34 protein-coding genes are annotated in these 26,860 nt (G+C 42.1%); 6 read left to right on the top strand and 28 right to left on the bottom strand.

Annotated elements, in window-relative coordinates; translation table 11 throughout:
* Window positions 1-60: 60 nt before the first annotated feature.
* From AC1MBV_RS00415 to AC1MBV_RS00335, 17 genes are all read right to left on the bottom strand, one after another.
* Window positions 61-783, bottom strand: a complete 723-nt coding sequence (locus AC1MBV_RS00415) for a pseudouridine synthase (protein WP_255748052.1) — start codon at window positions 781-783, stop codon at window positions 61-63.
* Between the two features lie 131 nt (window positions 784-914).
* On the bottom strand, window positions 915-1,445 hold the full coding sequence (locus AC1MBV_RS00410; RefSeq protein WP_255748051.1) for a spore maturation protein: 531 nt from the start codon (window positions 1,443-1,445) through the stop codon (window positions 915-917).
* Window positions 1,445-2,038: a nucleoside recognition domain-containing protein gene (locus AC1MBV_RS00405; RefSeq protein WP_255748050.1), complete on the bottom strand. Its 594-nt coding sequence runs from the start codon at window positions 2,036-2,038 to the stop codon at window positions 1,445-1,447. The genes AC1MBV_RS00410 and AC1MBV_RS00405 overlap by 1 nt, the downstream gene beginning before the upstream one ends.
* 4 nt (window positions 2,039-2,042) lie before the next feature.
* The gene (locus AC1MBV_RS00400; protein WP_255748182.1) at window positions 2,043-3,173 is read right to left on the bottom strand and encodes a D-alanyl-D-alanine carboxypeptidase family protein; all 1,131 of its coding nucleotides are present in this window, start codon (window positions 3,171-3,173) and stop codon (window positions 2,043-2,045) included.
* Between the two features lie 192 nt (window positions 3,174-3,365).
* The gene (locus tag AC1MBV_RS00395; protein WP_255748048.1) at window positions 3,366-3,689 is read right to left on the bottom strand and encodes a hypothetical protein; all 324 of its coding nucleotides are present in this window, start codon (window positions 3,687-3,689) and stop codon (window positions 3,366-3,368) included.
* 63 nt (window positions 3,690-3,752) lie between these two features.
* A complete protein-coding gene (gene scpB, locus AC1MBV_RS00390) occupies window positions 3,753-4,355 on the bottom strand; it encodes an SMC-Scp complex subunit ScpB (protein ID WP_255748046.1) in 603 nt (200 codons plus the stop codon).
* Complete coding sequence (locus AC1MBV_RS00385) at window positions 4,318-5,106, bottom strand: segregation/condensation protein A (protein ID WP_480947319.1); 789 nt, start codon at window positions 5,104-5,106, stop codon at window positions 4,318-4,320. The genes scpB and AC1MBV_RS00385 overlap by 38 nt, the downstream gene beginning before the upstream one ends.
* 173 nt (window positions 5,107-5,279) lie before the next feature.
* The gene (locus tag AC1MBV_RS00380) at window positions 5,280-5,657 is read right to left on the bottom strand and encodes a GNAT family N-acetyltransferase (protein WP_255748042.1); all 378 of its coding nucleotides are present in this window, start codon (window positions 5,655-5,657) and stop codon (window positions 5,280-5,282) included.
* A 165-nt stretch (window positions 5,658-5,822) separates the two neighbouring features.
* On the bottom strand, window positions 5,823-7,145 hold the full coding sequence (gene lysA, locus AC1MBV_RS00375; protein ID WP_255748040.1) for a diaminopimelate decarboxylase: 1,323 nt from the start codon (window positions 7,143-7,145) through the stop codon (window positions 5,823-5,825).
* Between the two features lie 192 nt (window positions 7,146-7,337).
* Window positions 7,338-8,828 (bottom strand): spore germination protein, encoded by a 1,491-nt coding sequence (locus AC1MBV_RS00370; RefSeq protein WP_304654828.1) that lies wholly within the window; start codon window positions 8,826-8,828, stop codon window positions 7,338-7,340.
* Window positions 8,829-8,857: 29 nt separating this feature from the next.
* Entirely contained in the window at window positions 8,858-9,208 is a 351-nt protein-coding gene (spoVAE, locus tag AC1MBV_RS00365) for a stage V sporulation protein AE (RefSeq protein WP_255748038.1), read from the bottom strand.
* The gene (gene spoVAD / locus AC1MBV_RS00360) at window positions 9,205-10,224 is read right to left on the bottom strand and encodes a stage V sporulation protein AD (protein WP_255748036.1); all 1,020 of its coding nucleotides are present in this window, start codon (window positions 10,222-10,224) and stop codon (window positions 9,205-9,207) included. Before spoVAD ends, spoVAE begins: the two co-directional genes overlap by 4 nt.
* 14 nt (window positions 10,225-10,238) lie before the next feature.
* Window positions 10,239-10,688, bottom strand: a complete 450-nt coding sequence (gene spoVAC / locus AC1MBV_RS00355; protein WP_255748034.1) for a stage V sporulation protein AC — start codon at window positions 10,686-10,688, stop codon at window positions 10,239-10,241.
* Between the two features lie 262 nt (window positions 10,689-10,950).
* A complete protein-coding gene (gene sigF / locus AC1MBV_RS00350; RefSeq protein ID WP_255748033.1) occupies window positions 10,951-11,709 on the bottom strand; it encodes an RNA polymerase sporulation sigma factor SigF in 759 nt (252 codons plus the stop codon).
* Between the two features lie 12 nt (window positions 11,710-11,721).
* Window positions 11,722-12,162, bottom strand: coding sequence for an anti-sigma F factor (gene spoIIAB / locus AC1MBV_RS00345; RefSeq protein WP_255748032.1), 441 nt, complete (start codon window positions 12,160-12,162; stop codon window positions 11,722-11,724).
* Complete coding sequence (gene spoIIAA, locus AC1MBV_RS00340; protein WP_253062812.1) at window positions 12,163-12,513, bottom strand: anti-sigma F factor antagonist; 351 nt, start codon at window positions 12,511-12,513, stop codon at window positions 12,163-12,165.
* 198 nt (window positions 12,514-12,711) lie between these two features.
* Window positions 12,712-13,884, bottom strand: coding sequence for a D-alanyl-D-alanine carboxypeptidase family protein (locus tag AC1MBV_RS00335; protein ID WP_480947318.1), 1,173 nt, complete (start codon window positions 13,882-13,884; stop codon window positions 12,712-12,714).
* Between the two features lie 242 nt (window positions 13,885-14,126).
* Here AC1MBV_RS00335 and AC1MBV_RS00330 point away from each other — a divergent pair, with 242 nt between their 5' ends.
* The 3 genes from AC1MBV_RS00330 (at window position 14,127) to AC1MBV_RS00320 (ending at window position 15,417) form a co-directional block, all read left to right on the top strand.
* Window positions 14,127-14,417: a DUF5937 family protein gene (locus tag AC1MBV_RS00330; protein WP_480948239.1), complete on the top strand. Its 291-nt coding sequence runs from the start codon at window positions 14,127-14,129 to the stop codon at window positions 14,415-14,417.
* 82 nt (window positions 14,418-14,499) lie between these two features.
* Window positions 14,500-14,919, top strand: a complete 420-nt coding sequence (locus tag AC1MBV_RS00325) for a hypothetical protein (protein ID WP_480947317.1) — start codon at window positions 14,500-14,502, stop codon at window positions 14,917-14,919.
* A 138-nt stretch (window positions 14,920-15,057) separates the two neighbouring features.
* Window positions 15,058-15,417 carry a hypothetical protein gene (locus tag AC1MBV_RS00320; RefSeq protein WP_480947316.1) on the top strand — a complete coding sequence of 120 codons (360 nt, stop codon included), beginning with the start codon at window positions 15,058-15,060 and terminating at the stop codon, window positions 15,415-15,417.
* 101 nt (window positions 15,418-15,518) lie between these two features.
* On the opposite strand, the gene AC1MBV_RS00315 is transcribed toward AC1MBV_RS00320, so the two are convergent.
* The 6 genes from AC1MBV_RS00315 to AC1MBV_RS00290 all read right to left on the bottom strand — a co-directional run bounded on the left by AC1MBV_RS00315 (window position 15,519) and on the right by AC1MBV_RS00290 (window position 19,663).
* Window positions 15,519-16,328: a purine-nucleoside phosphorylase gene (locus AC1MBV_RS00315; protein ID WP_255748025.1), complete on the bottom strand. Its 810-nt coding sequence runs from the start codon at window positions 16,326-16,328 to the stop codon at window positions 15,519-15,521.
* A gap of 34 nt (window positions 16,329-16,362) precedes the next feature.
* The gene (locus AC1MBV_RS00310) at window positions 16,363-17,241 is read right to left on the bottom strand and encodes a tyrosine-type recombinase/integrase (protein ID WP_480947315.1); all 879 of its coding nucleotides are present in this window, start codon (window positions 17,239-17,241) and stop codon (window positions 16,363-16,365) included.
* A 28-nt stretch (window positions 17,242-17,269) separates the two neighbouring features.
* A complete protein-coding gene (locus AC1MBV_RS00305; RefSeq protein ID WP_255748023.1) occupies window positions 17,270-17,512 on the bottom strand; it encodes a DUF4227 family protein in 243 nt (80 codons plus the stop codon).
* A 149-nt stretch (window positions 17,513-17,661) separates the two neighbouring features.
* Window positions 17,662-18,162 (bottom strand): ferric iron uptake transcriptional regulator, encoded by a 501-nt coding sequence (gene fur, locus AC1MBV_RS00300; protein ID WP_255748022.1) that lies wholly within the window; start codon window positions 18,160-18,162, stop codon window positions 17,662-17,664.
* Between the two features lie 221 nt (window positions 18,163-18,383).
* Window positions 18,384-19,016 (bottom strand): stage II sporulation protein M, encoded by a 633-nt coding sequence (gene spoIIM, locus AC1MBV_RS00295; RefSeq protein WP_255748020.1) that lies wholly within the window; start codon window positions 19,014-19,016, stop codon window positions 18,384-18,386.
* Window positions 19,017-19,126: 110 nt separating this feature from the next.
* The gene (locus AC1MBV_RS00290) at window positions 19,127-19,663 is read right to left on the bottom strand and encodes an NUDIX hydrolase (protein WP_480948238.1); all 537 of its coding nucleotides are present in this window, start codon (window positions 19,661-19,663) and stop codon (window positions 19,127-19,129) included.
* A gap of 246 nt (window positions 19,664-19,909) precedes the next feature.
* On the opposite strand from AC1MBV_RS00290, the gene AC1MBV_RS00285 reads away from it, so the two are divergent.
* Entirely contained in the window at window positions 19,910-21,172 is a 1,263-nt protein-coding gene (locus AC1MBV_RS00285; protein WP_480947314.1) for an MFS transporter, read from the top strand.
* Here AC1MBV_RS00285 and AC1MBV_RS00280 read toward each other — a convergent pair whose 3' ends face one another.
* From AC1MBV_RS00280 to AC1MBV_RS00270, 3 genes are all read right to left on the bottom strand, one after another.
* Window positions 21,173-21,799 (bottom strand): DNA-3-methyladenine glycosylase I, encoded by a 627-nt coding sequence (locus AC1MBV_RS00280; RefSeq protein ID WP_480947313.1) that lies wholly within the window; start codon window positions 21,797-21,799, stop codon window positions 21,173-21,175.
* 15 nt (window positions 21,800-21,814) lie between these two features.
* Entirely contained in the window at window positions 21,815-22,357 is a 543-nt protein-coding gene (locus AC1MBV_RS00275; RefSeq protein ID WP_480947312.1) for a cysteine hydrolase family protein, read from the bottom strand.
* Window positions 22,358-22,676: 319 nt separating this feature from the next.
* Window positions 22,677-23,603 (bottom strand): cation diffusion facilitator family transporter, encoded by a 927-nt coding sequence (locus tag AC1MBV_RS00270; RefSeq protein ID WP_255748177.1) that lies wholly within the window; start codon window positions 23,601-23,603, stop codon window positions 22,677-22,679.
* Between the two features lie 303 nt (window positions 23,604-23,906).
* On the opposite strand from AC1MBV_RS00270, the gene gloA2 reads away from it, so the two are divergent.
* Together gloA2 and deoD are read left to right on the top strand one after the other, a co-directional pair.
* Entirely contained in the window at window positions 23,907-24,299 is a 393-nt protein-coding gene (gene gloA2 / locus AC1MBV_RS00265; protein WP_255748014.1) for an SMU1112c/YaeR family gloxylase I-like metalloprotein, read from the top strand.
* A 68-nt stretch (window positions 24,300-24,367) separates the two neighbouring features.
* A complete protein-coding gene (deoD, locus tag AC1MBV_RS00260) occupies window positions 24,368-25,078 on the top strand; it encodes a purine-nucleoside phosphorylase (protein ID WP_480947311.1) in 711 nt (236 codons plus the stop codon).
* A gap of 66 nt (window positions 25,079-25,144) precedes the next feature.
* On the opposite strand, the gene AC1MBV_RS00255 is transcribed toward deoD, so the two are convergent.
* A complete protein-coding gene (locus tag AC1MBV_RS00255; protein ID WP_480947310.1) occupies window positions 25,145-25,612 on the bottom strand; it encodes an NUDIX hydrolase in 468 nt (155 codons plus the stop codon).
* A 23-nt stretch (window positions 25,613-25,635) separates the two neighbouring features.
* A complete protein-coding gene (locus AC1MBV_RS00250; RefSeq protein ID WP_480947309.1) occupies window positions 25,636-26,757 on the bottom strand; it encodes an AI-2E family transporter in 1,122 nt (373 codons plus the stop codon).
* Window positions 26,758-26,860: the final 103 nt, after the last annotated feature.

The raw sequence follows: 26,860 nt of genomic DNA, 5'->3' as shown, positions 1-26,860 counted from the left end.
TGTATTTGTGTCAATCCTATGTCTTATTTTAAACAATTTCTTTAAAAAATACAGTATTATTTATGAATGTCGCGTTATATGCATTAATGTTTTCACTTCATGCGGTTTTAATGCGCGGCTTTCACCCGGATGCAATCCAGTCAATCCAAGAAATCCGTAACGTTCACGCTTCAATTTGCGAACATGAAGATGCAGTGCAGAGAACATGCGGCGAATTTGACGGTTTCTCCCCTCATGTATCGTGAGCTGAACCGAGGCTGTCCCGTTCTCTTTATCGGAAGCAAGCAACTGAACGCGAGCCTTCGCGGTCATGCCGTCCTCCAGGCGAATTCCTGAAGCGAGTTGACGTAATTGATCATTAGTCGGGATTGGATTGACATGAGCTATGTACGTCTTATCAAATTCAAAACTTGGGTGCATTAATTTGTTTGCGAGCTCACCGTCATTCGTCATTAAAAGAGCCCCTGATGTATCATAATCCAATCTGCCTACTGGAAAAATACGTTCAGGCACCTGTTTAAAAAAATCAACAACCGTGGTCCGATTGCGGTCATCCTTTACGGTCGTGATCACACCGGTCGGTTTGTAAAATAAAAAATAGACAAGTCGTTCCTTGTCAAGCGGTACACCATTAACGGTCACCTTATCGTTTACCGATACCTTTGTGCCAAGTTCCGTAATGGTATCTCCATTGACTTGCACTTTACCTTCTACTATCAGTTGTTCCGCTTTGCGCCGCGATGCGACACCTGCTTGGGCAATAACTTTTTGTAATCGTTCCATCCTTCCACCTCAGAAACATCATAACGCGAAGAAAATGTTTTCTCAAGTTTCATCATTTATTCACTTTCCATTCACATTCAAGACAAAAGAAAAGAGCCGTCGGAGTTCAACGCACTCACTCATTCATAATCTCAGCCAAACATTAAAGTTACGATCCATACAGCACAAATGACACCGACAAGATCCGCCAGCAGCCCGACTTTAAGTGCATCTCCTATTTGATGAATACCCACTGCGCCAAAATAAACCGTAACGACATAAAAAGTCGTATCCGTACTCCCTTGCATCACAGAAGCCAGACGTCCGATAAAGGAATCAGCACCATAAGTATGAATAAGATCAGCCATTAGTCCTAGAGCACCTGTTCCTGATAGAGGGCGCATCAAGGCAAGCGGAAGGACTTGCGGCGGCATTCCGACAGCCGAAAGCAGTGGCGCAATAAGATGGATCAACGCTTCCATAGCACCAGAAGCACGAAACACACTGATGGCCACCAGCATTCCAACCAAAAATGGCATCACCGATATGGCTAGGGAGAAGCCTTCTTTCCCTCCTTCAACAAAAGCATCATATGAGGGAACTTTCTTAAACGTCCCATAGAGCAAAACAATCGCGATCAGACAAGGAACAAGCCAGGTTGAAAACGTTGTGATTAGCCCCATCATTTTCTCCCCTTTCGCTTCCTCCGATGATAGAAATAGCGGTCAATACAGAGAGCGGCTGCAGTTGTGCAACACGTAGCAATTAAAGTCGGACCAACAATATCAGTCGGTACTTCTGCCCCATACTTCATACGGATCGCAATCACCGTCGTCGGAATTAATGTCAATCCCGATGTGTTTAATGCAAGGAGCGTGATCATGGATCGGCTTGGCGTCTTCTTCCCTCTATTAAGCTGCTTGAGCTCCTCCATTGCTTTAATCCCCATTGGTGTCGCCGCATTTCCGAGTCCAAACATATTTGCAATGGTATTTGACAGGATGTAGCCCATCGCAGGATGGTCCGGGGGTACCTCAGGAAAAATCTTTTTCATCACCGGCTTGAATAAATGACTCAGCTTATCCAATAATCCTGATTTCTCTGCTATTTTCATTAATCCAAGCCAAAAAATCAAAACACTGATCAGGCCGAAACAAATCTGCACAGCATCGCTTGCTGAAGTGAACAATGCTTTATTAACATCATCCATTGTTCCATTAACGGCAGCATAACCCATACCGATGAGAAACAGGGCAACCCAAATTATATTGATCATAGGCTCATCGCCCATCCCCAGTGACAATTGCATGAAGAAAGCCACTAAAACGCGACCAAAATCCCTTCTTCTCCTTATAATTTGAATGATAATAGACAGGCAGCGAAGCCAATTTCTTCTGTTCCACATACAGATTCAATCGTCCTGCAGGCGATGCAGGCTTCCAATGTTTATCTTTCTTTGGCTTTATAAGTAATAAATTCTTTTTTAATTGTTTTTTTTCATTGTTCGTCAAAGGTACTGTTACAGAGCGCTGAACATAGAGTTTATTTTGATAAAAAGTGTGGACATGTGCGTTCAGTTTTCCTTTTTTTATGACTTGAATTGCTTTGTAGCGTGCAAAGGCCCACTCGAACATACCTTGATGATCCTGCCAATCATCACCATCATTTAAGGTGACCGCAATTAAATTAAGATGATTCTTTGACGCTGTTGAAATCAGTGTTCTTCTCGCTTTTTTGGTGAATCCTGTTTTTCCCCCGGTCGAATATTTATACAAGCGAAGCATTTTATTTTTATTTTTCCATGCGCGAGCAACTTCCTTATTTGTAGCTGGAACCCGATGAATTCTTGTTCCGACGACCTTGCGAAATTGAGCATTGTCCATTGCATAGCGCATGAGCAGTGCCATGTCATATGCGGTTGAATAATGATCCGGATTTTCAAGGCCGTTAGGATTGGTAAAATGGGAATTAGTCATGCCCAAAACATGTGCCTTTTCGTTCATCATTAGAACAAAACCAGATTCGCTTCCGCCTACTGCTTCAGCAATCGCACGTGATGCATCGTTTCCTGAACGAAGCATGAGCCCGTACACCATATCTTTAAGCTTCATTTTCTCTCCGGCTTTCAAATAAATCGACGATCCTTCTGTACGAAGCGCCTCTTGACTCACTGTAAAGGTCTTATTCATTTTGCCGGATTCAATGGCTAGAATTGCCGTCATTACCTTGGTAATGCTGGCAATGGGTAATTTCTCATTGCTGTTGTACTTAAATAAAACGCGTCCAGACGTTTGGTCCATAAGCACAGCAGATTGTGCGGATACTTTGGGTTCCGCAGCCTTTGATTGATGCGGGAAGAAGGCAAAAATAAAAATGAAACAAAAAAGATAAAATAAAACTCTCTTTAACATGATCCCCACAATTTTCATCCCCTGTCCTGATCCAAATCGGACTCATATTAAAGGGGCAAAACGAACCGGGAAGATCAGGCAAAGAGAGCCTGGCCAGATTGATTGTTGTATTAATCACTTGTTCCCGGATTTTTTTGGACACCCTTGGTAACAAGTTATGCCGGGACAAGCAGAATATGAATTTTTATTCGTTCAACTATAAAACTTCACAACCTGGAAAATGATAAACCATAGGATGAGACATGCACCTGAAAAGACACACCAAAAGACTGTGGTCCTCCGTGGCCAAGCAGTGGAAATCAAAAGCAGGAACAATGGAAGAACTGCAAAAAGTGAAAGAAATAAAACTTCAAGCAGAGAATGAAAAAGAAGTGATAAAAAACTTCCGTGGATCATAGTCACTGCTGTCAATGCAGGAACAGCAACAAGTACCGGTGCAAACAAGGCGAAAACGATAATCTGTCCGCGATTTTCTTCAACAAATGGATGCCAATAGTTTTTTAAGCGTCCATACATCATTGACGACCTCCCTAAATAAGCCGACTGTTGAGAACATGGGTGTTAAAAATCCGGGCTTTTTTACAATTCTTTAATCGTTTCTTTATAATGATCATAGAATAAATCATAGGCGTCAATCTGCTCATTCTGGTGCTTCATCATTTCAGAAAGAGGCGGAAGTTCACTTAAATCATGCAGGCCGAAATAATCGAGAAAAACTGGAGTAATACCATAAAGAATCGCACGGCCACTGCCCTCTGCCCTTCCAACTTCTTTGATAAGTCCTTTGACTACCAACGTCTGCAGTGCCCGTTCGGATTTAACACCGCGTATTTCTTCGATATCTATACGCGATACCGGTTGTTTGTATGCAACAATTGCGACCGTTTCAAGTGCTGCCTGAGAAAGCGGTGCAGTTTTCGGTATGGCTGCAAATAATTCCGTATAGTTCGCCATAAATGGTTTTGTCGTCAGACGATAGCCATTCGGCTGATCTATGATCATCAATCCGCTTGCTTCATTTGCTTCATAATCTTTTTTCATTTGTTCTACGTGATTCATTATTTCTTGAATGGTGCATTCTGGAAGTACCTTATTTATTTGTTCGATCAAACACCCTTCTTCTCCTGTCAGATAAAGAAGTCCCTCAATAATCGAACGGATTTTCGCTGGCTTCAAAGTCATCTGCTCCTTCTCCGAGATTAATCAATATATCATCGAAATTCTCACTCTGCATGCACGTAACGGCGTTCATCTTCATCAGTTCAAGCAGAGCAAGAAAAGTAACGATAAGGTGCGTCCGATCTGGATAAGAGAAAATGGATTGGAAGGATAAACCGTGATCCGATGCTTTTAATTTCTGCAAAACCAAATTCATCTGCTGACCAATCGGCAATACCTGACGGTCAATTTTTATGTTCAGCGGCTGCTCCAGCTTTTTCTTCAGCATTAAACGTCGAAACGCACGAAGCATATCATGCACCGTTGCTCTTCCCGTCAGCGGTATTGTCGTTAAATCATTATTCTCATAGCGAGTAAGGTCAGACGGCGGTTTAGCAAACAGCTGCAGACGTTCCTTCTCACTATCTTTTAAAGTTTCCGCAGCTTCCTTAAAGCGACGATAATCGAGAAGCTGCTGCATAAGTGTTTCACGTGTCATTTCCGGATCCTCATAGGAATCACCATCTTCATCATTTGACAGCTCGGGCTTTGGCAGCAGCATCCTGCTCTTCATTGCAATTAATGTTGCTGCCATCAGCAAGTACTCACTGGCAATATTCAATTCAAGTTTTTGCATATGATGAATAAAATCCAAATACTGATCCGTGATCTCAGCGACTGGTATATCATAGATATCAATTTCGAGTTTTTTAATCAGATGCAGAAGCAAATCAAGAGGGCCTTCGAAAGCATCGATTTTCACCTTGTATTCCAAGCCTTATCCCCCTGATCCCAAACTTAATGCCATAATCATAGCACAGAACATGTATTCCGTGAATTCTTCTTTGGCTTTGTTAAACGATTGTGTTGTCTGTCACTAGATAATCATTCATTCGTGAAAAGCCAAGCTTATAACATTAGTGCTGCAGGCAAAAAAAAGAAACCAGTTTATGAATTGGTTTCCTTTTCATTACCTTCTTCAAAGCATTTGTCAAAATATGACTTGATGGCCTGAGAAGGGGTCAATTGAACGTGTTCACCAATCATTTTACCCAGCGCCAGGATCATTTTCTTGCCAACGCCTTCTGCACGGTAAGATGGATTGACACTAATATGCTCAACAACTGCTTCTTGGTCGGAAATCATCTGAATTCCAATCACGCCCAGTATGTCTTCATCATCTTTCCATAAGAACAACTGCCAGCTCTCTTCATCTTCATAACGTTTAATGGTTTGCAGCAGCAGCTTTATCTCTTTCTCAGACGGGACAAAAGACAGCAGACCCATGGCTATCTTTTCATAACTCTTCTTATAGCGAATCAGCATTTTGAACCCCTCATAACTATGAGATAACGAAATCTTCACAAAATCTTTAGGAACTTTGTTCACTTTTTATATTATAACCAAAAGAATAGACCTGTGCATCAATTCGATGGAACAAGCAAGAAAAAGGCGTGTAATACGCCACTGATTCCATTCTTTTATTCGCAGTCACTTGTTTCGCGATAAATCTTTGAGTGCAATATCCTGACGAATTAAGTCCTCATACGTTTCTCGGCGTACAACCAGCGAAGCTTCCCCGTCTTCGACGAATACAACTGCAGGATTTGAAATACGATTATAATGACTGGCCATGGAATAACCATATGCCCCTGTTGAAAACACGGCAATGAGATCGCCGCTTGTACATGACTCCGGCAAAAATGCCTCCTTAATCAGAACGTCACCGGACTCGCAGCATTTCCCTGCGAGGGCAACCTGGCTTTGAGCAGCTTCAGAGGCTTTATTTGCACAGATTGCATGATACTGTGCTTGATAGAGTGATGGCCTAATATTGTCCGACATGCCTCCGTCAACAGCCAAATACTTGCGTATACCGGGAATGTCTTTCGATGAACCCACTGTATACAGCGTGGTACCTGCTTCACCGACAATCGAACGTCCGGGCTCAACCCATAGCGACGGCATTGATAAATTATGTTCAGCGCATTCTTTCTCCGCGGTAGTCACAATGGTATCGATATAGCGCTCAATGGGCAGAGGACGATCGCCATCCGTATAATGGATACCAAACCCGCCGCCGACATTGAGTACCTGAAGCTGGAAGGCAAAATTTTTCGTCCATTCACTAACATGCTGCATCATTATTTTGATCGCACCAGCAAATCCGTCCGTTTCAAAAATCTGAGAACCTATATGAGAATGGATGCCTATCAGATTAAGATGCGGCGATTGAAGTGCTTGTTTCACCGCTCGCTCTGCCATTCCATTATCCAAATTAAATCCAAATTTTGAGTCGTCCTGACCCGTCATGATGAATTCATGTGTATGTGCCTCTACGCCCGGCGTAACGCGGAGCAAGATATCCATCTCTTGATTGCGATCTGCGCACATTTTTTCAAGAAGATCTAATTCAAAAAAATTATCTACAATAACGGCACCGATTTTTGCGTCTAAAGCCATAGTTAGTTCCGCATACGATTTGTTGTTTCCATGAAAGTGAATCCTCTTCGGATTCATGCCTGCCTTCAATGCAGTAAACAGTTCTCCGCCAGATACGACATCCAAAGAAAGACCCTGTTCATCAATCAGTTGAATCATAGCGATCGATGAAAATGCCTTGCTGGCATAGGCAATCTGCCAACTTAAGCCGGCATGCCGTGCAAATGCTTGCTTAAATTCATTTATCTTATTTTTAATCAATGCCGTATCATAGACATAGAGCGGTGTACCGTATTCTTTGGCAAGCACGGTCGTATCGATACCGCCTATGCATAAATGTCCCCGGCCATTAATCGCCTGTGTTCCGAACACTGAATTACCTCCCCCATCGAAAGACAAATCCTCGATCAGCCTGAAGATTCCCCATCTATCAGTTTTAACTATAACAATAAGTTTATGACTGCGCTGCAACGTGCCACATTCAACTCATCAGCGCTGTTTCAAAAAAAGAATACGTTCAAAATTTTAGTGCTAGTGTATCATGATTTACTTGAGAAGACAAGATTACTTCGTCTTGCCTTTAGCTGGTTGGCGATATTTATCAAGAGGACGCACAATGCTCGGACGCACAACCGATGTTGGGAGTGCACGGCGAATCATAATATTATATAGCCCCGTTGGATTGAATGGAATAAACGGCCAAAGATACGGCGTATTCAAATTTATGACATGCGACAAATAAATGATGATCAGCGTCGTAGCGATCATAAACCCTGGTATGTGAAATAGTCCTACAGACAAGATTAAGAAGATTCGAACCATTTTATTTGCTAATTGAAGTTCATAACTAGGTGTTGCAAATCCGCCTATTGCGGCCACACATGTGTAGAGAATGACCTCATTGACAAAAATTCCGGCTTCGATTGCAATTTGCCCAACCAGCACAGCTGCAATGAGTCCAAGCGCTGTGGATAACGAGGTTGGTGTATGAATGGCAGCTAGACGCAATGTTTCAATACCCACTTCAGCAATTAAGATTTGAAGCAGTAACGGGACATTGAAGTCCTTATTATTTGGACCAATAAAATTGAGAAAATCAGGCAGCAAATGGTCCTCAACAAGCAGAAGCCATAATGGAACAAGAAAAACAGACGCCAAAATCGCCATAAAACGGAACCAGCGAAGCAATGCGCCTGAAGCGGTGACTTGGCGATATTCTTCCGCATGCTGCACATGGTGAAAGAGCGTCGTCGGCAAAATCATAACACTTGGTGATGTATCGGTAATGATCACCACATGACCTTCAAGCAAATGTACAGCAGCCACATCTGGGCGACCGGTATAACGAACAAGAGGAAACGGATTCCATCCTTGTTTTAAAATAAATTCTTCAAGCGCGTTATCTGCCATCGGTATACCATCTACGTTTATAGCTTTTAACTCTTTTCTAATCGTTTTAATCAATCCTGGATTCGCCACGTCTTTCAAATAGCAAAGGCACACATCAGTTTTTGAGCGCACACCGATTTGTGTTAGTTCACAACGAAAACGAGGATCCCTGATACGTCTTCTGATCAAGCCGGAATTTTCAATAATATTTTCTGTGAATCCATCCTTAGAACCGCGTACAACCTTTTCCACGTCAGGCTCTTGCGGCTGCCTTCCGGGGTAGTGACGCAAATCAATACATAATGCTTTTGTTTCACCATCAATAAACACAACTATTCGTCCGGTCAGCATTTTGTCTACAGCATCATTAATTGTATTGATTTCTTCGACCTGCTGGTGGACAAGATGCTGCTTGATTTCCTTAAACACATCAACATTTTTTGTGTTTTCATTGGAGAAACGCATAAATTCGCGCATCATCACAACGAGAATGCTGGAATCCACTAAGCTGTTTGTATAATATATTCGGCATTCACGACCAAGCAACCTGATTTCTCTTAAACCAATATCAAAATTATGTGGTCCGAAATCAAGAGTTTTCTGCATGGTATCCGCATTTTCAGAAATTTTCTCATCAATTGGCAACTGTTGTTTTTGATTTTCCATAATTATGACTCCTCCATAATGCTTGCTGATCAACCCTTTGGTTTAAAAAACAAAGCGATCAAAAAACCAAATAAAATCGCCGATGTTATACCAGCCGAAGTCAGCTTGAAAATCCCCATTGCAATACCGAGATAGCCATGTTCATGACCCTCCGACATGGCGCCGTGCAGCAGTGAATGACCGAAACTGGTAATGGGAACTGTAGCTCCTGCACCAGCAAATTCAATTAAATGGTCATAAATACCGAATACATCGAGCAATGCGCCTAAAACGACAAAAGTTGCGACAACGTGAGCCGGTGTCAATTTGAAGACATCCATTAAGATTTGTCCGACGACACAAATAGCACCGCCGACTAGAAATGCATACACAAAAATCACAGTTGTTCCTCCTTTGCTGATTCAAGCAAGACTGCATGTGCAATGCATGGAATCGTTTCTTTCTCTTTCGGGGTCGAACTATTGAGCAGTGCACCTGTTGCAACAACAAGAACGCGCCTCAATGATCCCTCAGCAAGCCGATTGCACAAATAACCATAAGTAACCACGGCAGAGCAAGCACAACCACTTCCCCCGGCATTTACCGGTTGATCCGATGTATAAACCATCGTTCCGCAATCTTGATGAACATTCGTGATATCCAAACCCTTTTCAAGAAGAATCTCATCAAGAATCGGAGACCCGACACTGGAAAGATCACCGGTAACGATCATGTCATAATCCTCAGGGCTGCGACCTGTGTCCTGAAAATGATTCCAAATAGTATCTGCAGCAGCCGGTGCCATTGCAGTACCAAGATTGCTCGCGTCGTCAATGCCCCAGTCAATTACTCTTCCTATTGTCGCTTCTCGGACCCTTACTTTTCCAGGTTCTTTGGTAACAATCGCTGCACCTGCGCCAGTTACAGTAAAGGTTTGTGTCAATTTTGTCGGGCCGCCATATTCTGTGGGATAACGAAATTGCCGCTCCGCAGTTGCATTATGGCTGCTGACCGCGCACAAAACATGATCTGCGAAGCCACTATCGACAAGTTGTGCGCTTGTCGCTAACGTTTCCATTGACGTGGAGCAAGCTCCAAACATACCGAGAAAGGGAATTCGGTTCTCGCGGGCTATAAAATTTGACGTCACACTTTGATCCATTAGATCACCTGCTAAAAACAAATCGATATCACCTTCTGCTTTTCCGGCCTTCGCCAAGCAAAAAGAAATTGCTCGTCGCATGAGCGCTCGTTCCGACTTTGCCCATGTTTTTTCACCGCAATCCAAATGTTCGTACTCCTTATCAAAGTTCCCTGATAATGGTCCCCTTGCCTCTAAGGGACCTACAGCTGTTCCTGTAGCTGCTAAATAAATCGGATGATTAAATCTCCATGTCTGTTTTTTTACCTTACTCACTTCACCACTCCTCCTTAGAACGCATGTTCAATGAACAACCGAATGATGCCAAGCACCGCTGCTGACACAACACCGAATACAATAACTTCTCCTGCAAGTTGAAACAGATTCGTTGCAATTCCAAGTACCACGCCTTCACTTTTATGCTCCAATGCACTACTTGTAATTGAATTGGCAAAACCGGTAACAGGTACGATCGTTCCCGCACCTGCGAACCTTGCAATCTTGTCGTAAACCCCGAATCCGGTCATAAGCGCCGCTATTAGTATGAGTGTCGCCACTGTCGGGTTTCCTGCTGTCTGTTTTGAGAAGTGGAAAAAATACATATAAAAGGTTTGTATTCCTTGACCGATTATGCAAATAATTCCGCCAACCAAAAAGGCCTTTAAACAATTCATAAAATACGGTATTTTAGGCTGATAGGCCTTGACGTTTTCTTTATAGTTCTTGGGATCATTCAACATAAGAAGATACTCCCTCCAAATTTGTGCTGAAGGTTAGTATTTGCCAAGTTCGGGAAATTATGCTTAAATGCAGGCTTAATTGAATTGGTGATGGAGATGAAAAAAACTATCCTTTAACGAAGCCATAAAAATTAATTAATGACAAGCAATGTAAGAAAATTGGTTTTCTCCATGTCTTGTTGCAAATGAAGGAACTGCCGCGTTTGCCTGACCGTTTATGGTGAATTCCGCTTACCATTGTACAAAAAAGCCAGATGACCGTTTACTCGGCCATCTGGCTTTTGATCTCTTCAAGAATTTTCTTTTCAAGTCGCGACACTTGTACCTGTGAAATACCAAGACGCTGCGCAACCTCTGTTTGCGTTTGATCCTTAAAATAACGCAGATACACAATCAGTTTTTCACGATCATTCAGCTGTTCCACTGCCTCTCGAACAACCAGTTTGTCAAACCACTTCCCACTGTCATTGTCCGAAATTTGATCCAGAATAGTGATTGGATCGCCATCGTTTTCAAAAACAGTTTCATGAATTGACGACGGTGCGCGAATCGCTTCTTGAGACAGAACAATGTCTTCAGGCGACAGCTCCATCGCTTCGGCGAGTTCTCCAATTGTCGGATTTCTGCCTAATTGTTTTGATAACATGTCCTTTTTTTTCCGAACTTTAATACCTGTTTCCTTCAATGAGCGGCTGACTTTAACCGCACCGTCATCGCGTATAAAGCGCTGAATCTCGCCGATGATCATCGGCACGGCATAGGTAGAGAACCGAACATCATAGGAAAGGTCGAATTTATCAACAGATTTAAGCAATCCGATACAGCCAATCTGGAAGAGGTCATCTGGTTCGTATCCTCGATTAATAAAGCGCTGAACTACCGACCAAACAAGACGCATGTTCTTCTGAACAAGGCGGTCGCGTGCTTCATGATCACCTGCTTGACTCTGCTTTATCAATCGCTTTACTTCATCATCATCCAGCAACGGTTCTTTCGACGCTGTTTTGCGATCAAGCTCCATGTGCATGTCTCCCTACTTGCATACCGCTCGGTTTCGGGCGATTTCCTTGGTCATGATGATCGTCGTTCCCTTTCCTTCCTCCGTTTCAATCGTGACGTGATCCATAAAGTTTTCCATGATTGTGAAACCCATCCCTGATCGTTCAAGCTCAGGTTTAGTCGTGAAAAGCGGTTGCTTTGCCTGTTCAACATTTTTTATGCCCACACCGTCATCATGAATGTTTACGGTCACAACTCCATCTTCAAGTGAAGCATTGATCATCACCTTGCCCACGCCACTATTTTCATAGCCATGAATAATACAATTCGTTACCGCTTCGGAGACAACCGTTTTTATTTCTGTCAATTCATCAAGTGTCGGATCCAATTGAGCAACGAATGCAGCCACCGTCACTCGAGCAAATGATTCATTTTCACTGACTGCTGAGAACGTTAATGTCATCTCGTTTCTCATTCAGGCCACCCCCAGAGTGTGAAGCGCATAGTCTTCATCCGTTTCCAGACGGATAATTTTAAACATGCCACTTAACTCAAATAAGCGTCGTACAGCTGGAGAAATGGAACAAACGACCATTTCTCCCCCGAGTCCGGAAATTCTCTTGTAGCGGCCAAGAATCACGCCAAGACCTGAACTATCCATAAAACTGAGTCTGCCAAGGTTCAACAAAATATGATGAACCGGTTCATCGTCCATGACATGGTTTACCTTTTCTCTCAACTCATCTGCGGTATGATGATCAAGTTCACCCTCAAGCCGGATACACAGCACGCCGTACTTTACTTCCAAATCCATTTTTAAACTCAATGCTGCTTCCTCCCTCCCTGAACGGAAATTGTATCTTTTCCAAGTTCATTCCGATCCTTTACGATCGACTCATCATCGAATCTTGATGACTTATGATACTACTTTCTCTCTTTTTCTCTTTGACTCCTGCCTGCCGACAGAACTAGTGCAAATTCAACAAAACAAGATCATCATTGTCACGAATCAAGCTACATTTCGTCAATGTGTCATAATAGTGCCGGCGCTTCTCTTAAATAACTGCCACCACGATGCACGCTTCACATTGTCCTTGACCATTAGAGGTGTTTGGGCAATCACTTTGCCCTTCTTTTTCACAATAAAATGTCCGACAACAGTGCCTGATTTTAATGGTGCCTGAAGTGATTTATCTATTTTCACTGATTTCTTCAGCCCTTTGGTACTTTCTCCTTTTTTCAAAAGCAGAACAGCCGGATGCTGCGTTACGATCGGAACTTGTGCATGGTCGCCTTTATTCACTTTCGCCATCGCTACCGTTTTATTTTGATCTAACAATGGTTTCGTTACGTAAGCAGCAAAGGCATGATCCATTAAACCTGCAATTTCTTTATTTCGCTCCTTAGGTGATGGTGCGCCCATAACCACTGCTACAACACGCATACCGTTCCGCTTTGCTGTTGCCGTCAGACAATATTTTGCTTGATTCGTGAAGCCGGTTTTTAAGCCATCTGCACCAGGATACGTTTTAATCAATTTATTCGTATTTACAAGCCAGAATTTCTTATCTGTATTCTCTCTCAAGTAATCTTCATATTTTGATGTGTAGTGAAGCACTTGAGGATACATTAAAAGCGCCCGCGCCATCACCGCCATATCATGAGCGGTTGTGTAATGATTGTCGGTTGGAAGACCGGTAGGGTTAACAAAATGTGTGTGTGTCATCCCAAGCTTCTTTGCTTCCTTGTTCATTTGGGCCACAAATGCTTTCTCAGAACCTGAGATATGCTCTGCCATCGCAACTGATGCATCATTTGCGGAGGCAATACAAATTGCTCTCAGCATTTCGTCCACCGTCATAGATTCACCAGGTTCAAGAAAAACTTGAGATCCCCCCATAGACGCCGCGTGCTCACTCACATTCACCTTATCTTTCAATGAAATTTGATGGTTTTCCAGCGCCTTGAAAATTAGGAGAAGCGTCATTACCTTCGTCATACTCGCGGGCGGAAGCTCTTTATTTTCGTTTTGTTTAAATAGAATCTTCCCCGTATCCTGCTCGATAACGATTGCTGATTTAAGTTTGCCAGTCTCCGTATCTGCGTTTCCCTTCGTTTTGGCAAATGCCGATGCCGACGGAACGAAAGTCGCAAAAAGGAGCGTGGCACAAGCCATCCACATAGAAAATGCCTTCATGAAAAAACCTCCTCACTATGATCCTTATCATTCTGTCCACGAGCAATTCTTTTATACGGATCAATAGAGAAATTCCAAGCATTTTGAGAGCGATTACTACATGAATCATTCATTTTTTATTGACAGGTTACTAGGCGATCTCTATAGTACTTAATAATTTTGCAAAATTAACTATTTGATTCGCCGAATAGCGAATCAAATATAGAGGGAGCATGGCCATGTTCGCGCACCTTGAATAATGGATCAGAAAACATGTTCAGGCTGTTTATTCACCCTACCGTGAATTACTGACCAGCCTGCATGTCTTGAACAAACCGCAGCACCATCTTGATCGCCTTGAATGGGCAAATCGCACCCGGCAATCACTTTCAGCCGAGATGCTTAATACTCTATCATTTTTTGGAAACGTGACGGATGAATGGATGTTTATTATGGATTGTGAACAGGCGTTTGGATTCGAAAATCGCTATGTGGAAGATTCGATTGAACAATGGAACCATATTGATTGCGAGGCGTTTACTTCATTTATTTAAGGTACGCGTCACAAACTTGATCACGCTCATTTAAACCCTGAAGAGCGCGAAATTCTTCGCCGTCCGAAAAAAATATCAGAAAATGTTCTATCACTTTCTTCATGACTATCACACGATGGTTTTCGCGCGCGAGCTCTATCATATTGAACCTTGGATGATTCGCTCGGTGAACCAGTTTAACGAAGAGGTGCAAAAAGATCCGGTCGGAGCATTACACTCGGTTCATCCACGATTGATTGTCGGCGATCAATCGGTCCAATTTCTCAAAGCGAGGACATACACGCGCTATTATGAGGATTTGAAATCAATAACAATTATTCCATCGACATTTATCGCACCGCATCTATTAATTGACGTTGACACGCCTGATCTTTTTATAGCAAAGCAGCTGCTTGTTCCCTCTTCGGGTATAGAGGACGGCGTCCCAACAGACTTGACTGAAAAGCTTCCTATGGCCGGTCATTCAGTTCATCAATGCTTACTTCGCATTCAAACCGTTTAATCTTGGACAAAACAGCCCGCTTTCTCGGTTTGTTCCAGTTGAAAAGCTCGGACTCTTTTTAATAACCGGCTGCCTCGCCTATATCTTCTTCTGGAGTCTCGTACAATCAGCATGGATGATGGGCTATGAACGTCTGTCATGGTGCTTCTCCTATCGGCTATTGTTTGGGGTGGATTTTTAAATACAATTTTTCTCTTTTCACGCGACGCTGGCTTTCTCGATACTATTTTTGAGGCGCCAATGGAATTTTCCTCCGGTGTGCGCATGCCACTCATGGCATTTCCAATTTGGGCAAAAGTAATCTCCTTTCTTTTCCCATTAACCTTTGTCTTGAATATTCTTCGTGCCATTGTGATGGAAGGGAAGACATTGGGCAGCATATGTAACCCCTTAATCGAATTAGCCAGCATCTTGATTGTGCTGACAGCTGCCTCATTTATTCTCGTTCGTTACGCGGAAAAACACGCAAAGGACACCGGCAATCTGACAATGTTTTAAATGCATGGTGTTCATATGGCAATTGACTAACTTAAAGTTCGAATAAATAAAAAAAAGAACCGAATTTTTTCCGGTTCTTTTTCTGTTTATTGAAATTGATTTCAGATTGAACGAATAATTGACTTAATCAGAGCTGTAAAATCTGATTTAACTCGATCAGCCGTCTCAATCACTTCTTTATGAGAAAGCGGCTGATCCAGTATACCGCACGCCATATTGGTTATGCATGAAATGCCGAGCACATCCAGCCGTAGGTGGCTGGCAGCAATCACTTCAGGAACCGTTGACATACCTACCGCGTCCGCCCCCATTACGCGCATCATTCGTATCTCAGCAGGTGTTTCATATTGAGGCCCATGAGTAGCCAAATAAACGCCTTTTTGAACTTGAATGCTGAGTGTTTCAGCTGCTCTCTCAGCCTTTTGAATGAGATCCGGGCTGTACGCGTGTGACATGTCGGGAAAACGTGGTCCTATTTCGTCATCATTTGGTCCAATAAGCGGACTATCGCCGAGCATGTTGATATGATCGGTGATCAACATCAAATCCCCTGGAGCAAAATCCGTATTGATTCCCCCGCAAGCATTGGTCACAATTAACTTTTCAATACCCATCGCCTGCATGACATAAACAGGAAAAGCGACTTGTACAAGCGAATAGCCCTCATAATGATGATACCTTCCTTGCATCGCAACAACCGTCTTTCCCTCAAGCTCGCCGATGACAAATTGGCCTTTATGCCCTTTAACCGTAGACTCGGGAAAATGAGGGAGGGATCGATAAGGAATCTGTACTGCATTTGTTAGTTCGTCGGCTAGATCACCGAGTCCGGATCCAAGAATTAATCCGATCTCCGGCCTTCGTGCAGTCTGCTTCCTGAGTTTTTCCATTACTTCTTCAATCGGTTTCATATTTTATCGCTCCAGTCGTTATGTACGAGTTTTCTTATTTTAATTTTACACGCGGATGATACATTGCGTAAACTTTTTTTAAAGGTAATCGATTTGGACGCGGATATTGCATCGTAGCAGAAGTATGCTGACGCCCCATCAATTCATCGATGAATTCGAGTGGTGCACCATTTTGCAACAGATGCGCTGTAAGCGACTTTCTCAACGTTTCCGGTGAAATAGACACAGAGATGTCTGCCTGATCAGCATAATGTTTGAGAATCTTCCAGATTCCCTGCCGTGTTAAGCGTTTATTCATGCGGTTCATGAAAAGCGGTTGGTTTAAATCTATTTTTTCTCCATCTTGAATAAGTGATTCTATGTACATACGGAGTGCAGAAATGGCCAGGGAATCAAGCGGCAATATCCGTTCGTTTCCTTTCTTACCCAAACAGCGAATAAATTCCAAATCAAGATTCACGTGTGCGGCATCAAGACGAATGCATTCGGAAACACGCATTCCTGTAGCATAAAGAACCTCAAGTAAGGCCCGGTCGCGTTTTCCGATCTTCGTTCGCAGGTCCGGTGCATCCAAAAGTTGTTTCACTTGATTAGTTGTCAATAATGGTGGCAGCGGATTTCGCTGAATCTTAGGCAATTCCAAAGAATAGGCGGGGTCAGCAGTCGTTTGCTTACTTATGAGCAGATAGCGATGCAGACCGCGGATGGCTGCAGCTTTTCGTGCAATTGTCGACGGCGCGCAGCCTGAATCTTTAAGGAAATACATATAATTAAGCACGATTACCTCAGTGACATCCTGCCATACGCTGCATTGCTTCTTAGAGATTAAATAATCAGTATATTGTGTCAGATCGCCTCGATAGGCTTCGATTGTATTTGAAGACAAACCGCGTTCCTTATTAAGTAAATCCAAAAAATGGTCTACCAGTTTCCTCAATTGTTTATTCACCATCTCTCAAAAACTCAAAAAACCGTGAAAAATCAAGAGTATGTGTCACTTTGACATTCCCTGATTGCTCATGGCGAATCACTGCTACTGCACCCGACCCTGGTTCATCATACCGATGAACTTGACCCAAAAAATGGTCCATCCACATCATACCGAAATAAAAAACAGCGGTTAATAAAACAAACAGACAGCATATTTTTATAAAATTTACTCCGACATGGAAAATATCTCTCATTTGTTCATCCCGCCTGTCCATATAAAGTTGCTCTCTTATTATTATGAAACAGGCGGATAAATCATATCAAAAGTAGAAACTTAAAATAGATAAATTCCGAATAAATGAAAAAACAGTCTGAAAGTTTCAGGCTGCCGAATTGAGAACAGTCACACCTTTTCCGGTTCCTGTTCTGATTCTTTTTCTTTATTTAAACGATTTTCTTCTTCACGTTTTTCCAAGCAACGATGGCAGATCCCATGGAAAGTCAAGCGGTGATCTTTAACTTTGAAATGCCATTTTCGCTCAACCACTTTTTCAACTTCCCCAAGCAAATCTTCTTGTATTTCATCCACAGATCCGCATTCGATACAAACAAGATGATGATGAAAATGGCTTGCACCTTCTCTACGCAAATCATAACGTGAAACGCCATCACCAAAATTAATTTTGTCGACGATTTTCAGTTCTGCTAACAATTCAAGAGTTCGATATACTGTAGCAAGTCCGATTTCTGGTGCTTTCTCTTTCACAAGGAGATACACATCTTCAGCGCTGAGGTGATCTTGTTCATTCTCCAACAAGACCCTTACAGTCGCTTCTCGCTGAGGCGTCAGCTTATACTTCTGCCCATGAAGCTGCTTCTTAATTCGATTAATTCTGCCTTCCATACAAGCCCCCCCTTTGCAAGAACGATGCATAAAACAGATTAGCGGCCATTATGAAATGACGGTCGATCCGATCCGCTACCCGCACCAATGCGGAATGACCCGCAAATAACTACTGGTTTTTACAGGAAAATTATAATCCTTATTGAGAATGGTGTCAATTAAATATAATAATTTTTAAATTATAATTATTTTATTTATAATTACCTATTACTAGCAATCGATCACGCTATAAAAAGGCGTATTAAAGCAGGTGACACATACGCTTCATATCCAGAGGCAATTGCTGCTATTAATACTGTACTTGCTAAAACAAGACCATAATTGATAAATTGCGGCAGCATTGGCTGATTTCTCGTTTTCATCAAGAGTTGACGAATCATTTTCAATGAAAAGGCAACGGACAGAACGGCAATAAACAAGTAGTTAGGTATGATCAGCAAATTTTGCGGAAAAATGCTGACAAGAATAGCCATCAGTCCTTTCATTCCCATTTGACTGACTAAAAAGCCGACAGTAAAGCCGAGAAAAATTCCTTTGACAAAAATGAGCAAAAAGATGAGCGGAAGTCCGATCACGGAAAGACCAAGCACCCAAATTAAAATAAGATACTGTAAATCGTGAAATAGGCTGTCTTTAAAAAGTGCCCTCGGATCAGCAACCTGATTCTTTGCTAGTTCACCGAAAAATTGCTGCAAATAGTGGAGCAGATCGTTTTTGGATTCATAGGGCAGGCAGTTTACCACAATGGCCCCAAATATGATCCCCATGAGCAGCAGCCCTGTAACAAAGGTATAAAGTGATAAGTAATCGCTAATATGCTGATGAAGCACCTTTTTTAGACGTTCTGCAATCATTTTTGTCAACCTCCCGGCATTTCGATCATATGAAATCTATAATTTCATTCTATGATTACAACGGATAACTATGATCGAATTGAGAGATTTTACGACTCTAGGCTATTATTTTATTTTAAATGTAGCTGCATATATTGAACGGCATAAACTGATTTTGCATCATAAATACGGTGATCTTTAACCATTTGAACAGCCTCATCAAGATTTACTGCACACACTTCCAGAAATTCATCCTGATCAAGATGCTGTTTTCCTTCGATAAGCGAATCAGTAAAATAGACATGAAGCAATTCATCAGAGAATCCTGGCGATGAATAAAATGAAGCAATTTTCTCCATTTTTTTACAACGATAACCGGTTTCCTCTTCAAGTTCCCTTAATGCCGAATCATCAGGGTTCTCGTCGGGTTCTAGTTTTCCCGCTGGAATTTCATAGATGATCCCGTTCAACGGATAACGATATTGTCGCACGAGCAATAATTTTCCTTCTTTATTAACAGCAATTACAGCGACTGCACCGGGATGCTTTACAACCTCGCGCGTTGAGGTTTCCCCGTTAGGCAGTTCCACTTGATCAACAAACAAATGAACAATTCTTCCTTTGAAGATTTCTTTTGAATCTTTCTTTATTTCGGTAAGTCCATCCATGAAACACACATCCTTCATCATTTTATACTTTCTCAGCAGAATGGTATTGATGTAGTATTCTTGTTCCGATCTCATTTTAACATAGCAAATCATTCTGCTTGAATGATCTGTTGTTTATTTTTTTCCGCCGCTTCATTCTTTTCAGGCCAATCCCTGAAACCAAGGTTTATTCGCTGATGACTAATAAGTAATTTTGCTTTATAGTGGTTAAGGTTGTTAAAAAAGCTGTTTTTTGAGGTGAAAGCAATGAGTCCTGAACATACTGCAACGCCTACCAAACATAATGTCCCGCATTTTTTTCTGCCAATTTATCAATCACGGGCATTTAGAGCATTGTGGATCGGAAATACGCTCTCTGTGTTTGGTTCATCGATTACAGGCATTATTATTCCCATACTCGTTTATTCACTGACACAGTCAACGCTTGCCATGGGATTTGTTATGACTGCCTATATGCTTCCCAATGTCATTATCTTGCCCTTTGCCGGAATCATTGTAGATAAAGTGAATCGAGCAAAATTGATGCGTTTGACTGACATCGTTCGCTGCTCGATGGCATTCACAATCATGGGTATGGGATTAAACGGATCGTTAACTATTCACCTATTGTCAATGTTTGCAATTATACTTGGAATTATGGATGGACTTTTTCAACCCGCCTTTTCAGCAATGAGAGCGACCGTCTTCACACCGGAAATCCGCACCTCTGCAAATGCCCTGAATCAATTAAGCATTCAAGGCATGCGATTGCTCGGACCGGCATTAGGCGGATTAATCGTCACCGTGTGGTCTGCACCCATCGGATTTGGTATTGATGGGGTTACTTTTCTTGTCTCTTTTACCTGTCTGCTCTATTTGACCAAAGAAGGGAAAATAAGAAAAGCAGCTTTAGAAGCGAAAAAAACTTCCTTTATACACGACTGTTTCGGCGGCATCGAGATCATTAAGCAAAATACATGGCTGTGGGTAACCATCATGGCTTTTTGCTTTATCAATATCTGCACAACAGGGATTACCGTCATCATCATTCCTTGGCTGATGAATGTGCATCATCACTTTCCTTCCTACGTTTACGGCCTTGTTATGTCAGGGCAGGCAATTGGAGCTGCATTGGCTGCCTTTATTTTCGGCATGCGCAAAACATGGCATCATCGCGGTATCATTGCCTATCTTGGGATTGCTCTCGGCGGACTCGCGTTCATTGCCATGCCATTCGTATATAATATCGTCCTTCTCATCGTACTCATGATTTTTGAAGGTTTAGGGAGCATGGCTTTCGGATTAATCTGGGAAACAAGTCTTCAAGATCTTGTCGCTCCTGAAGCGTTTGGGCGCGTCGCGAGTATTGACATGCTCGGATCATTTGCACTTATTCCGGTCGGTTATATGTTCACAGGCTGGTTTGCCAATGTACTTGGAGGCGTTTCTGCAATGCTCGTGCTCAGCTCGCTGACACTTCTGCTGATCGCACTGAGCCTGTGTATTCCGGCCATTCGAAATTTCGATTAGTTATTCATTGCTATTTCCTGATTCGATCAATTCACTCTTAGCTGTGCCCGTTAATTCTCGGAAACAGAAACAATCAGTTAAATGGTCATTAACCATTCCTGTCGCTTGCATAAACGCGTAACAGATTGTCGGGCCAACAAATTTGAAACCTCTTTTTTTCAGATCTTTACTCATCAGAATTGATTCTTCAGTTAATGCGGGGATGGTTTTTGCTTCCTTATAATGATGAATAATTGGCTGTCCTTCTACAAAGGACCATAGGTACTTGTTAAAGGGTTGTTCTTTTTCAACTTCAAAAAACTGGCGTGCATTTGTAACAATAGCATTAATCTTGAGCCTGTTCCTGATAATCCCTGAGTTGTTCATTAACTGTTCAATTTTATCATCAGAAAAAGCCGAGATGGATTGAGGATCGAAACCATCAAATGCCTCCCGATATGCTTCACGTCGTTTTAAAATCGTAATCCAGCTCAATCCGGCCTGCATTCCTTCTAAGCAGAGCATCTCGAACAATTTTAGTGAATCATACTGGGGACGCCCCCACTCATGATCATGATAGTCTAAATAGACTGGGTCTGTTGTGTTCCAAGCGCAACGCCTGATCTTCTGGTCATGTATGTTTTCCAACTCGCTTTTCCTCCCTTAATCCGTAAGTGTTGTTTTGAATATCGCCTTCATATGGTTAAGAAATAAGTCATGCTGATTCGTGAAGGTCGCCATTCCTTTTCGATGGGCGACCGTCTTGTATCCTCTTGAATACGCACCATATGCAGTCAGAAAGTCACAGATATCCGTGCATACTCCTGTTAAGTGAACCGTGTCGATGCGATGCTCTTTTAGCTGCTGATCAAGGTCCGTTCGGATAAAAGCATCATACTCAGACTTAGGAATAAAGATGACATTTGAGTCCTTCTCATGTGTTTGAAACCATTCTCCGAGCCGTCCATACAATTGAGCGCCCCATGTACCTTTTACATTATGCGGCGGCCAAAGCTGGAAATGTGGATCATTCGGTTCATGTGCGTCCATGCAGAAAAAAATTGGTTTCTTCTCGCTTAAAAACCTGTCAGCAAGTTTCACAATATAAGGAACAATGCTCTGCGCTGGTTTCCCCGCTGTCAGTCCACCTCGATCATCAACGAAATCATTGCTCATATCAATAACTAGAAGAGCTTCATTACCCATCTGAACATCCTCCAATCTGCTGTAGACACCGATTTTTAATAGGTCTCATAATCTTATCTTTAAGTCTGTTCGCTCATATTGATCACAACTCAATCAATTGAAATGTGACCATCCAGCTGTGTCCCCCCGTTCTCTTCCAAAAGAAAAGACAGCTTTAAATTAATTATAGAACATTTGTTTTCATTTAACTATAAATAAGTAATTCATTCATCACTTTGGCATGGCAACAATTGCTTGCAACAATCGTGCACATTGAAAAAGCGGAAGCCGCGTATTCGTGTTACCTACGCCTGCTTCCGCTCTGTTTGATATCGACACATTATCCATGCCGTTGATGTGCGCAATCAGAATGACAGCTTTGAAAATTGACACTTTCGATTTGAATCGTTGAGTGTTCCAGATGATAGCCATCAAGCACTTGTTCGACTTGTCTCAGCATGTCATCATGGTTGATACCCTCTTCGACTGTCAGATGACAGCTTAACGAAAAAAATCCCGAAGTGATCGTCCAAATGTGGAGATCATGGATTCCGTTAACACCTTCCAATGCTGTAATCCGACTGCGAATTTCATCCAGATCAAGATTATCGGGCTTAGCTTCCATTAAGACGTTAATCGAGTCGCGTGTGACACTCCATCCGCTTTTCAATATAATTACAGATACAATCATGCTGGCAATCGGATCGGCAAGTCCCCAACCGAAAAACATAATTAGTGCCGATGCGGTAACAGCCCCAACAGAGCCAAGCAAATCGCCAAGCACATGTAAAAATGCACTTCGTACATTCAAATTGTCATCTTTTTCGCCTTGCATTAGAATTTTTGCCACAATAATATTTACGAGAAGTCCTATGAATGCAATCATCATCATTTCGCCGCTCGCAATGGTGACAGGCTGCGCAATTCTTGTGATCGCCTCTATGATAATCCAAATTGAAATAAGGAGAAGCAGAATTCCATTAAATAGAGCTGCCAATATCTCAAATCGCTTGTATCCGAACGTTTTCCGATTATTTACAGAAATTTTGCTTCCAATCACCATTGCAGTAAAACTCAAGCCCAGAGAAACAGCATCACTAAGCATATGTCCTGCATCCGACATCAGCGTTAAGCTTCCGCTTAAATAACCGCCGACGGCTTCAACGATCATGAATCCGAAAATAATCAAAAAACTGATAAGCAGTGCCTTTTGATTCGCTGTATGGTGGTGATGCGTGTGACCGTGCGCAACTTCATGATTATGCATTGAATGATTTGCCAAATTTTGTTCACTTCTTTCCTCGATAAGGGCCAAAAACATATGACTAACCGTTCATATGTATAGTATCCGTTTTTTTTAATTAACTGTCAATGGTCTCTTGTTTATGCTCTCAAACCTGCTCACGTTGTATTTTTGATATACTTTAAAATAAGTAAATCGTTTTTTTGAATACTTTGCTTCTAGCAAGTTTGCTGTTCCAGTGTACAGATCATGCAAATTACGCCGTTCTGACGTGAACAGCGAGCAGCATTTATATAAAATAAGGCCGATGAAAAAAGGTGGGAAACTATGGATTTTAAAGGCATTCATCACTGTGCAATCATCTGTTCCAATTATGAACGTTCAAAACATTTCTATGTAGATCTGTTAGGACTTTCCGTTATTAACGAAATCTACAGGGAAGACCGAAACTCCTATAAACTGGATCTTGCAATCGGAAATGGCAACTGCGGCCAAATCGAACTTTTTTCATTTACAAATCCTCCTCAGCGATCAACACATCCAGAGGCATGTGGACTCAGGCATCTCGCCTTATCTGTTGATGACTTGGAGAAAACTGTTACTGAACTAAACGACAAAGAGATAGAGACAGAACCCATACGTGTAGATCCGATTACGGGAAAAAAATTCACGTTCTTCAGGGATCCTGATGATCTGCCGCTTGAGCTCTACCAAAATTAATTTAACCAGCTCAATGTTTGCGTGATAAAATAGGTAAGACTTGTTCAATTTGAGGGAGGAACTATAAAATGAGTATTCATATTGAAGCAAAACCAGGTGAAATTGCGGAACGCATTTTGCTCCCTGGTGATCCATTACGTGCGAAATATATTGCCGAGACCTACTTAAAAGAAGTTACCCAGTACAATAATGTGCGTGGAATGCTTGGATTTACGGGTACATATAAAGGGGAACGCATTTCGGTTCAAGGTACTGGAATGGGAATTCCCTCAATATCGATCTATGTTAATGAATTGATTCGTGACTACGGTGTCAAGAAATTGATTCGTGTCGGTACCTGCGGCGGCGTTCAAAACGGAATTCATGTTCGAGATGTTATATTGGCTATGTCTGCAACAACGGATTCCTCCGTTAATCACGGTGTTTTTCCAACTATTGATTATGCACCTACCGCTGACTTTAGGCTTCTCCAAAAGGCATATAATATCGGCACAAAGTTAGGCGTTTCATTAAGAGCCGGCAACGTTTTATCTGCCGATGTTTTCTATCGTGACAGTATGGATATCGTGAAAAAATTAGGTGAGTATGGTGTATTAGCAGTAGAAATGGAGACTTCAGCGCTATACACATTAGCGGCCAAATATGGAGCCCAAGCATTAACTGTTCTGACGGTCAGTGATCACATTTTCTCAGACGAGCCGGATACGACAGCCGCCGAACGTCAGACAACATTCAACGACATGATTAACATTGCCCTTGATACTGCAATTAGCGAATGAATCCCATATTATATTCCCTTAGGTAGAAAAGCACTGATCCAAGGAGTATTGGATCAGTGCTTTTCTTTATACATGCTTTTGCTTTTGTAGCGCAAAATATTCATCAAGAATTCTTTTCTGGTTCTTCAGAATAAAATCCGGAAGATCTTCTTGTGTTCGGAACTCAAACCGCTCTGACTCTGTTTTATCAATTCGCCAATCGCCTTCAAACATATCTGCCTCATATGCAATTGTTACGGGATAATATTGATCTCCGTTTTCCGCTACAGCCGGCGTCTTCACGCCGGAATATACCTGAAACAGATGAAGCCCTTGAACCATTAAGCCGGTCTCTTCACGAATTTCTCGACTCGCCGTTTCCTCGGCCGTTTCGCCAAGCTCCATCAAGCCTCCCGGAAGTCCCCAGCTCCCCTTTGGATATTTGCGTTTCTGAAGGAGCACTGCTCCTCGGTCGTCGTGAATGATTGCGACTGCGCCAACCAGAATAATAGGCTCATGTCCAATCTTGCTCCTCAGATTCTGTATGTACCCCATGTTAATCCCTCCCCCAACTAATTTTATTGCTTGCGCAATTGGATTAATTGGTACACACGCGTCACAATTACCTTGCACACAGCATAGAAGGGAATGGCAAGCAGCATGCCGATAATACCGGCCAAGTTTCCTGCAACAAGCAGAATACAGATGATCGTCAGCGGGTGAATATCTAATTTTCTTCCCATGACAAGCGGTGAGATCACATTGCCTTCAATTTGCTGAACGACGGTAACTCCGATGATAACATAAAGTGCGAGAATCGGTGATTGAATAAACGCAACAATGACAGCCGGTATGGTTGCAATAAATGAGCCGATAAACGGGATGACATTTGTAAACAAAATGACTAAGGCGAGTACCAGCGAGTAGTGGAGTCCGATAATCAGATACCAAATATAAATGAAGACAAAATCAAAGAGTAAAACAATCATCTGCCCCTGAATATATCCGCTCAACGTTAGATCCATGTCTCTAAGTATCTCTCCTGCTTTTTCGCGATGCTCGGCAGGAATGAATTTTATAATTCCTTGAGACATGCGATCACCATCTTTTAAAAGATAGAAAAGGATAAAGGGAACGATGGCAATAATGAGCACAGTACCTGTAATCGATTGGATAATGGATAGAATATTATTTCCAAATGTAGTCGCCATTGCAGATAGAGATTTTGAAAAACGGTTGGCGAAATCAAGATATGGAATTTCATCCAAATGCATCTTTGAAAAAATTTCACTCTGTTGAAAGTTGACCAGTTGTTCGCCAAGCTGCTGTACCAAGCCCGGCATGCTTGTAATTAAGGAAAGAAACTGATTATATAAGAGCGGGCCAAAATTAAAGAGAAGCAAGGTGATTAATCCGATGACAACGAGATAAATAATGATTATAGCAACAACTCTTGGAATTTTAAGCCTTACTAATCCACGAACAAGAGGACGCAATAAATAAAAGAGCAATCCGGAAATAATGAGAGGAGCCGCAAGTGATGTAAATAGAACACCAATCGGCTGTAAAATAAAGGTAAGTTTCGAACCTACCATAAGTATTATTAATATCAGAAGCACCCAAACTGCAAATCGAAAGTATTTAGATTTCGGCATGACCATTCCCCAATCTTTCAAAAATGCCGATAATACGGCTAACATTCACTATTCCATTGTACCCTATTTCACAATCACTAATCCAATATAATCCAAATCTAACATCAAACTCGAGCACCATTGACGTTAAAAAAATTTGTACTAAATG

The sequence above is a fragment of the Sporolactobacillus sp. PKPK-6 genome, from assembly GCF_056678885.1.
The sequence above is the reverse complement of the archived record's forward strand: the minus strand, read 5'-3'. Positions and strand labels throughout refer to the sequence as shown.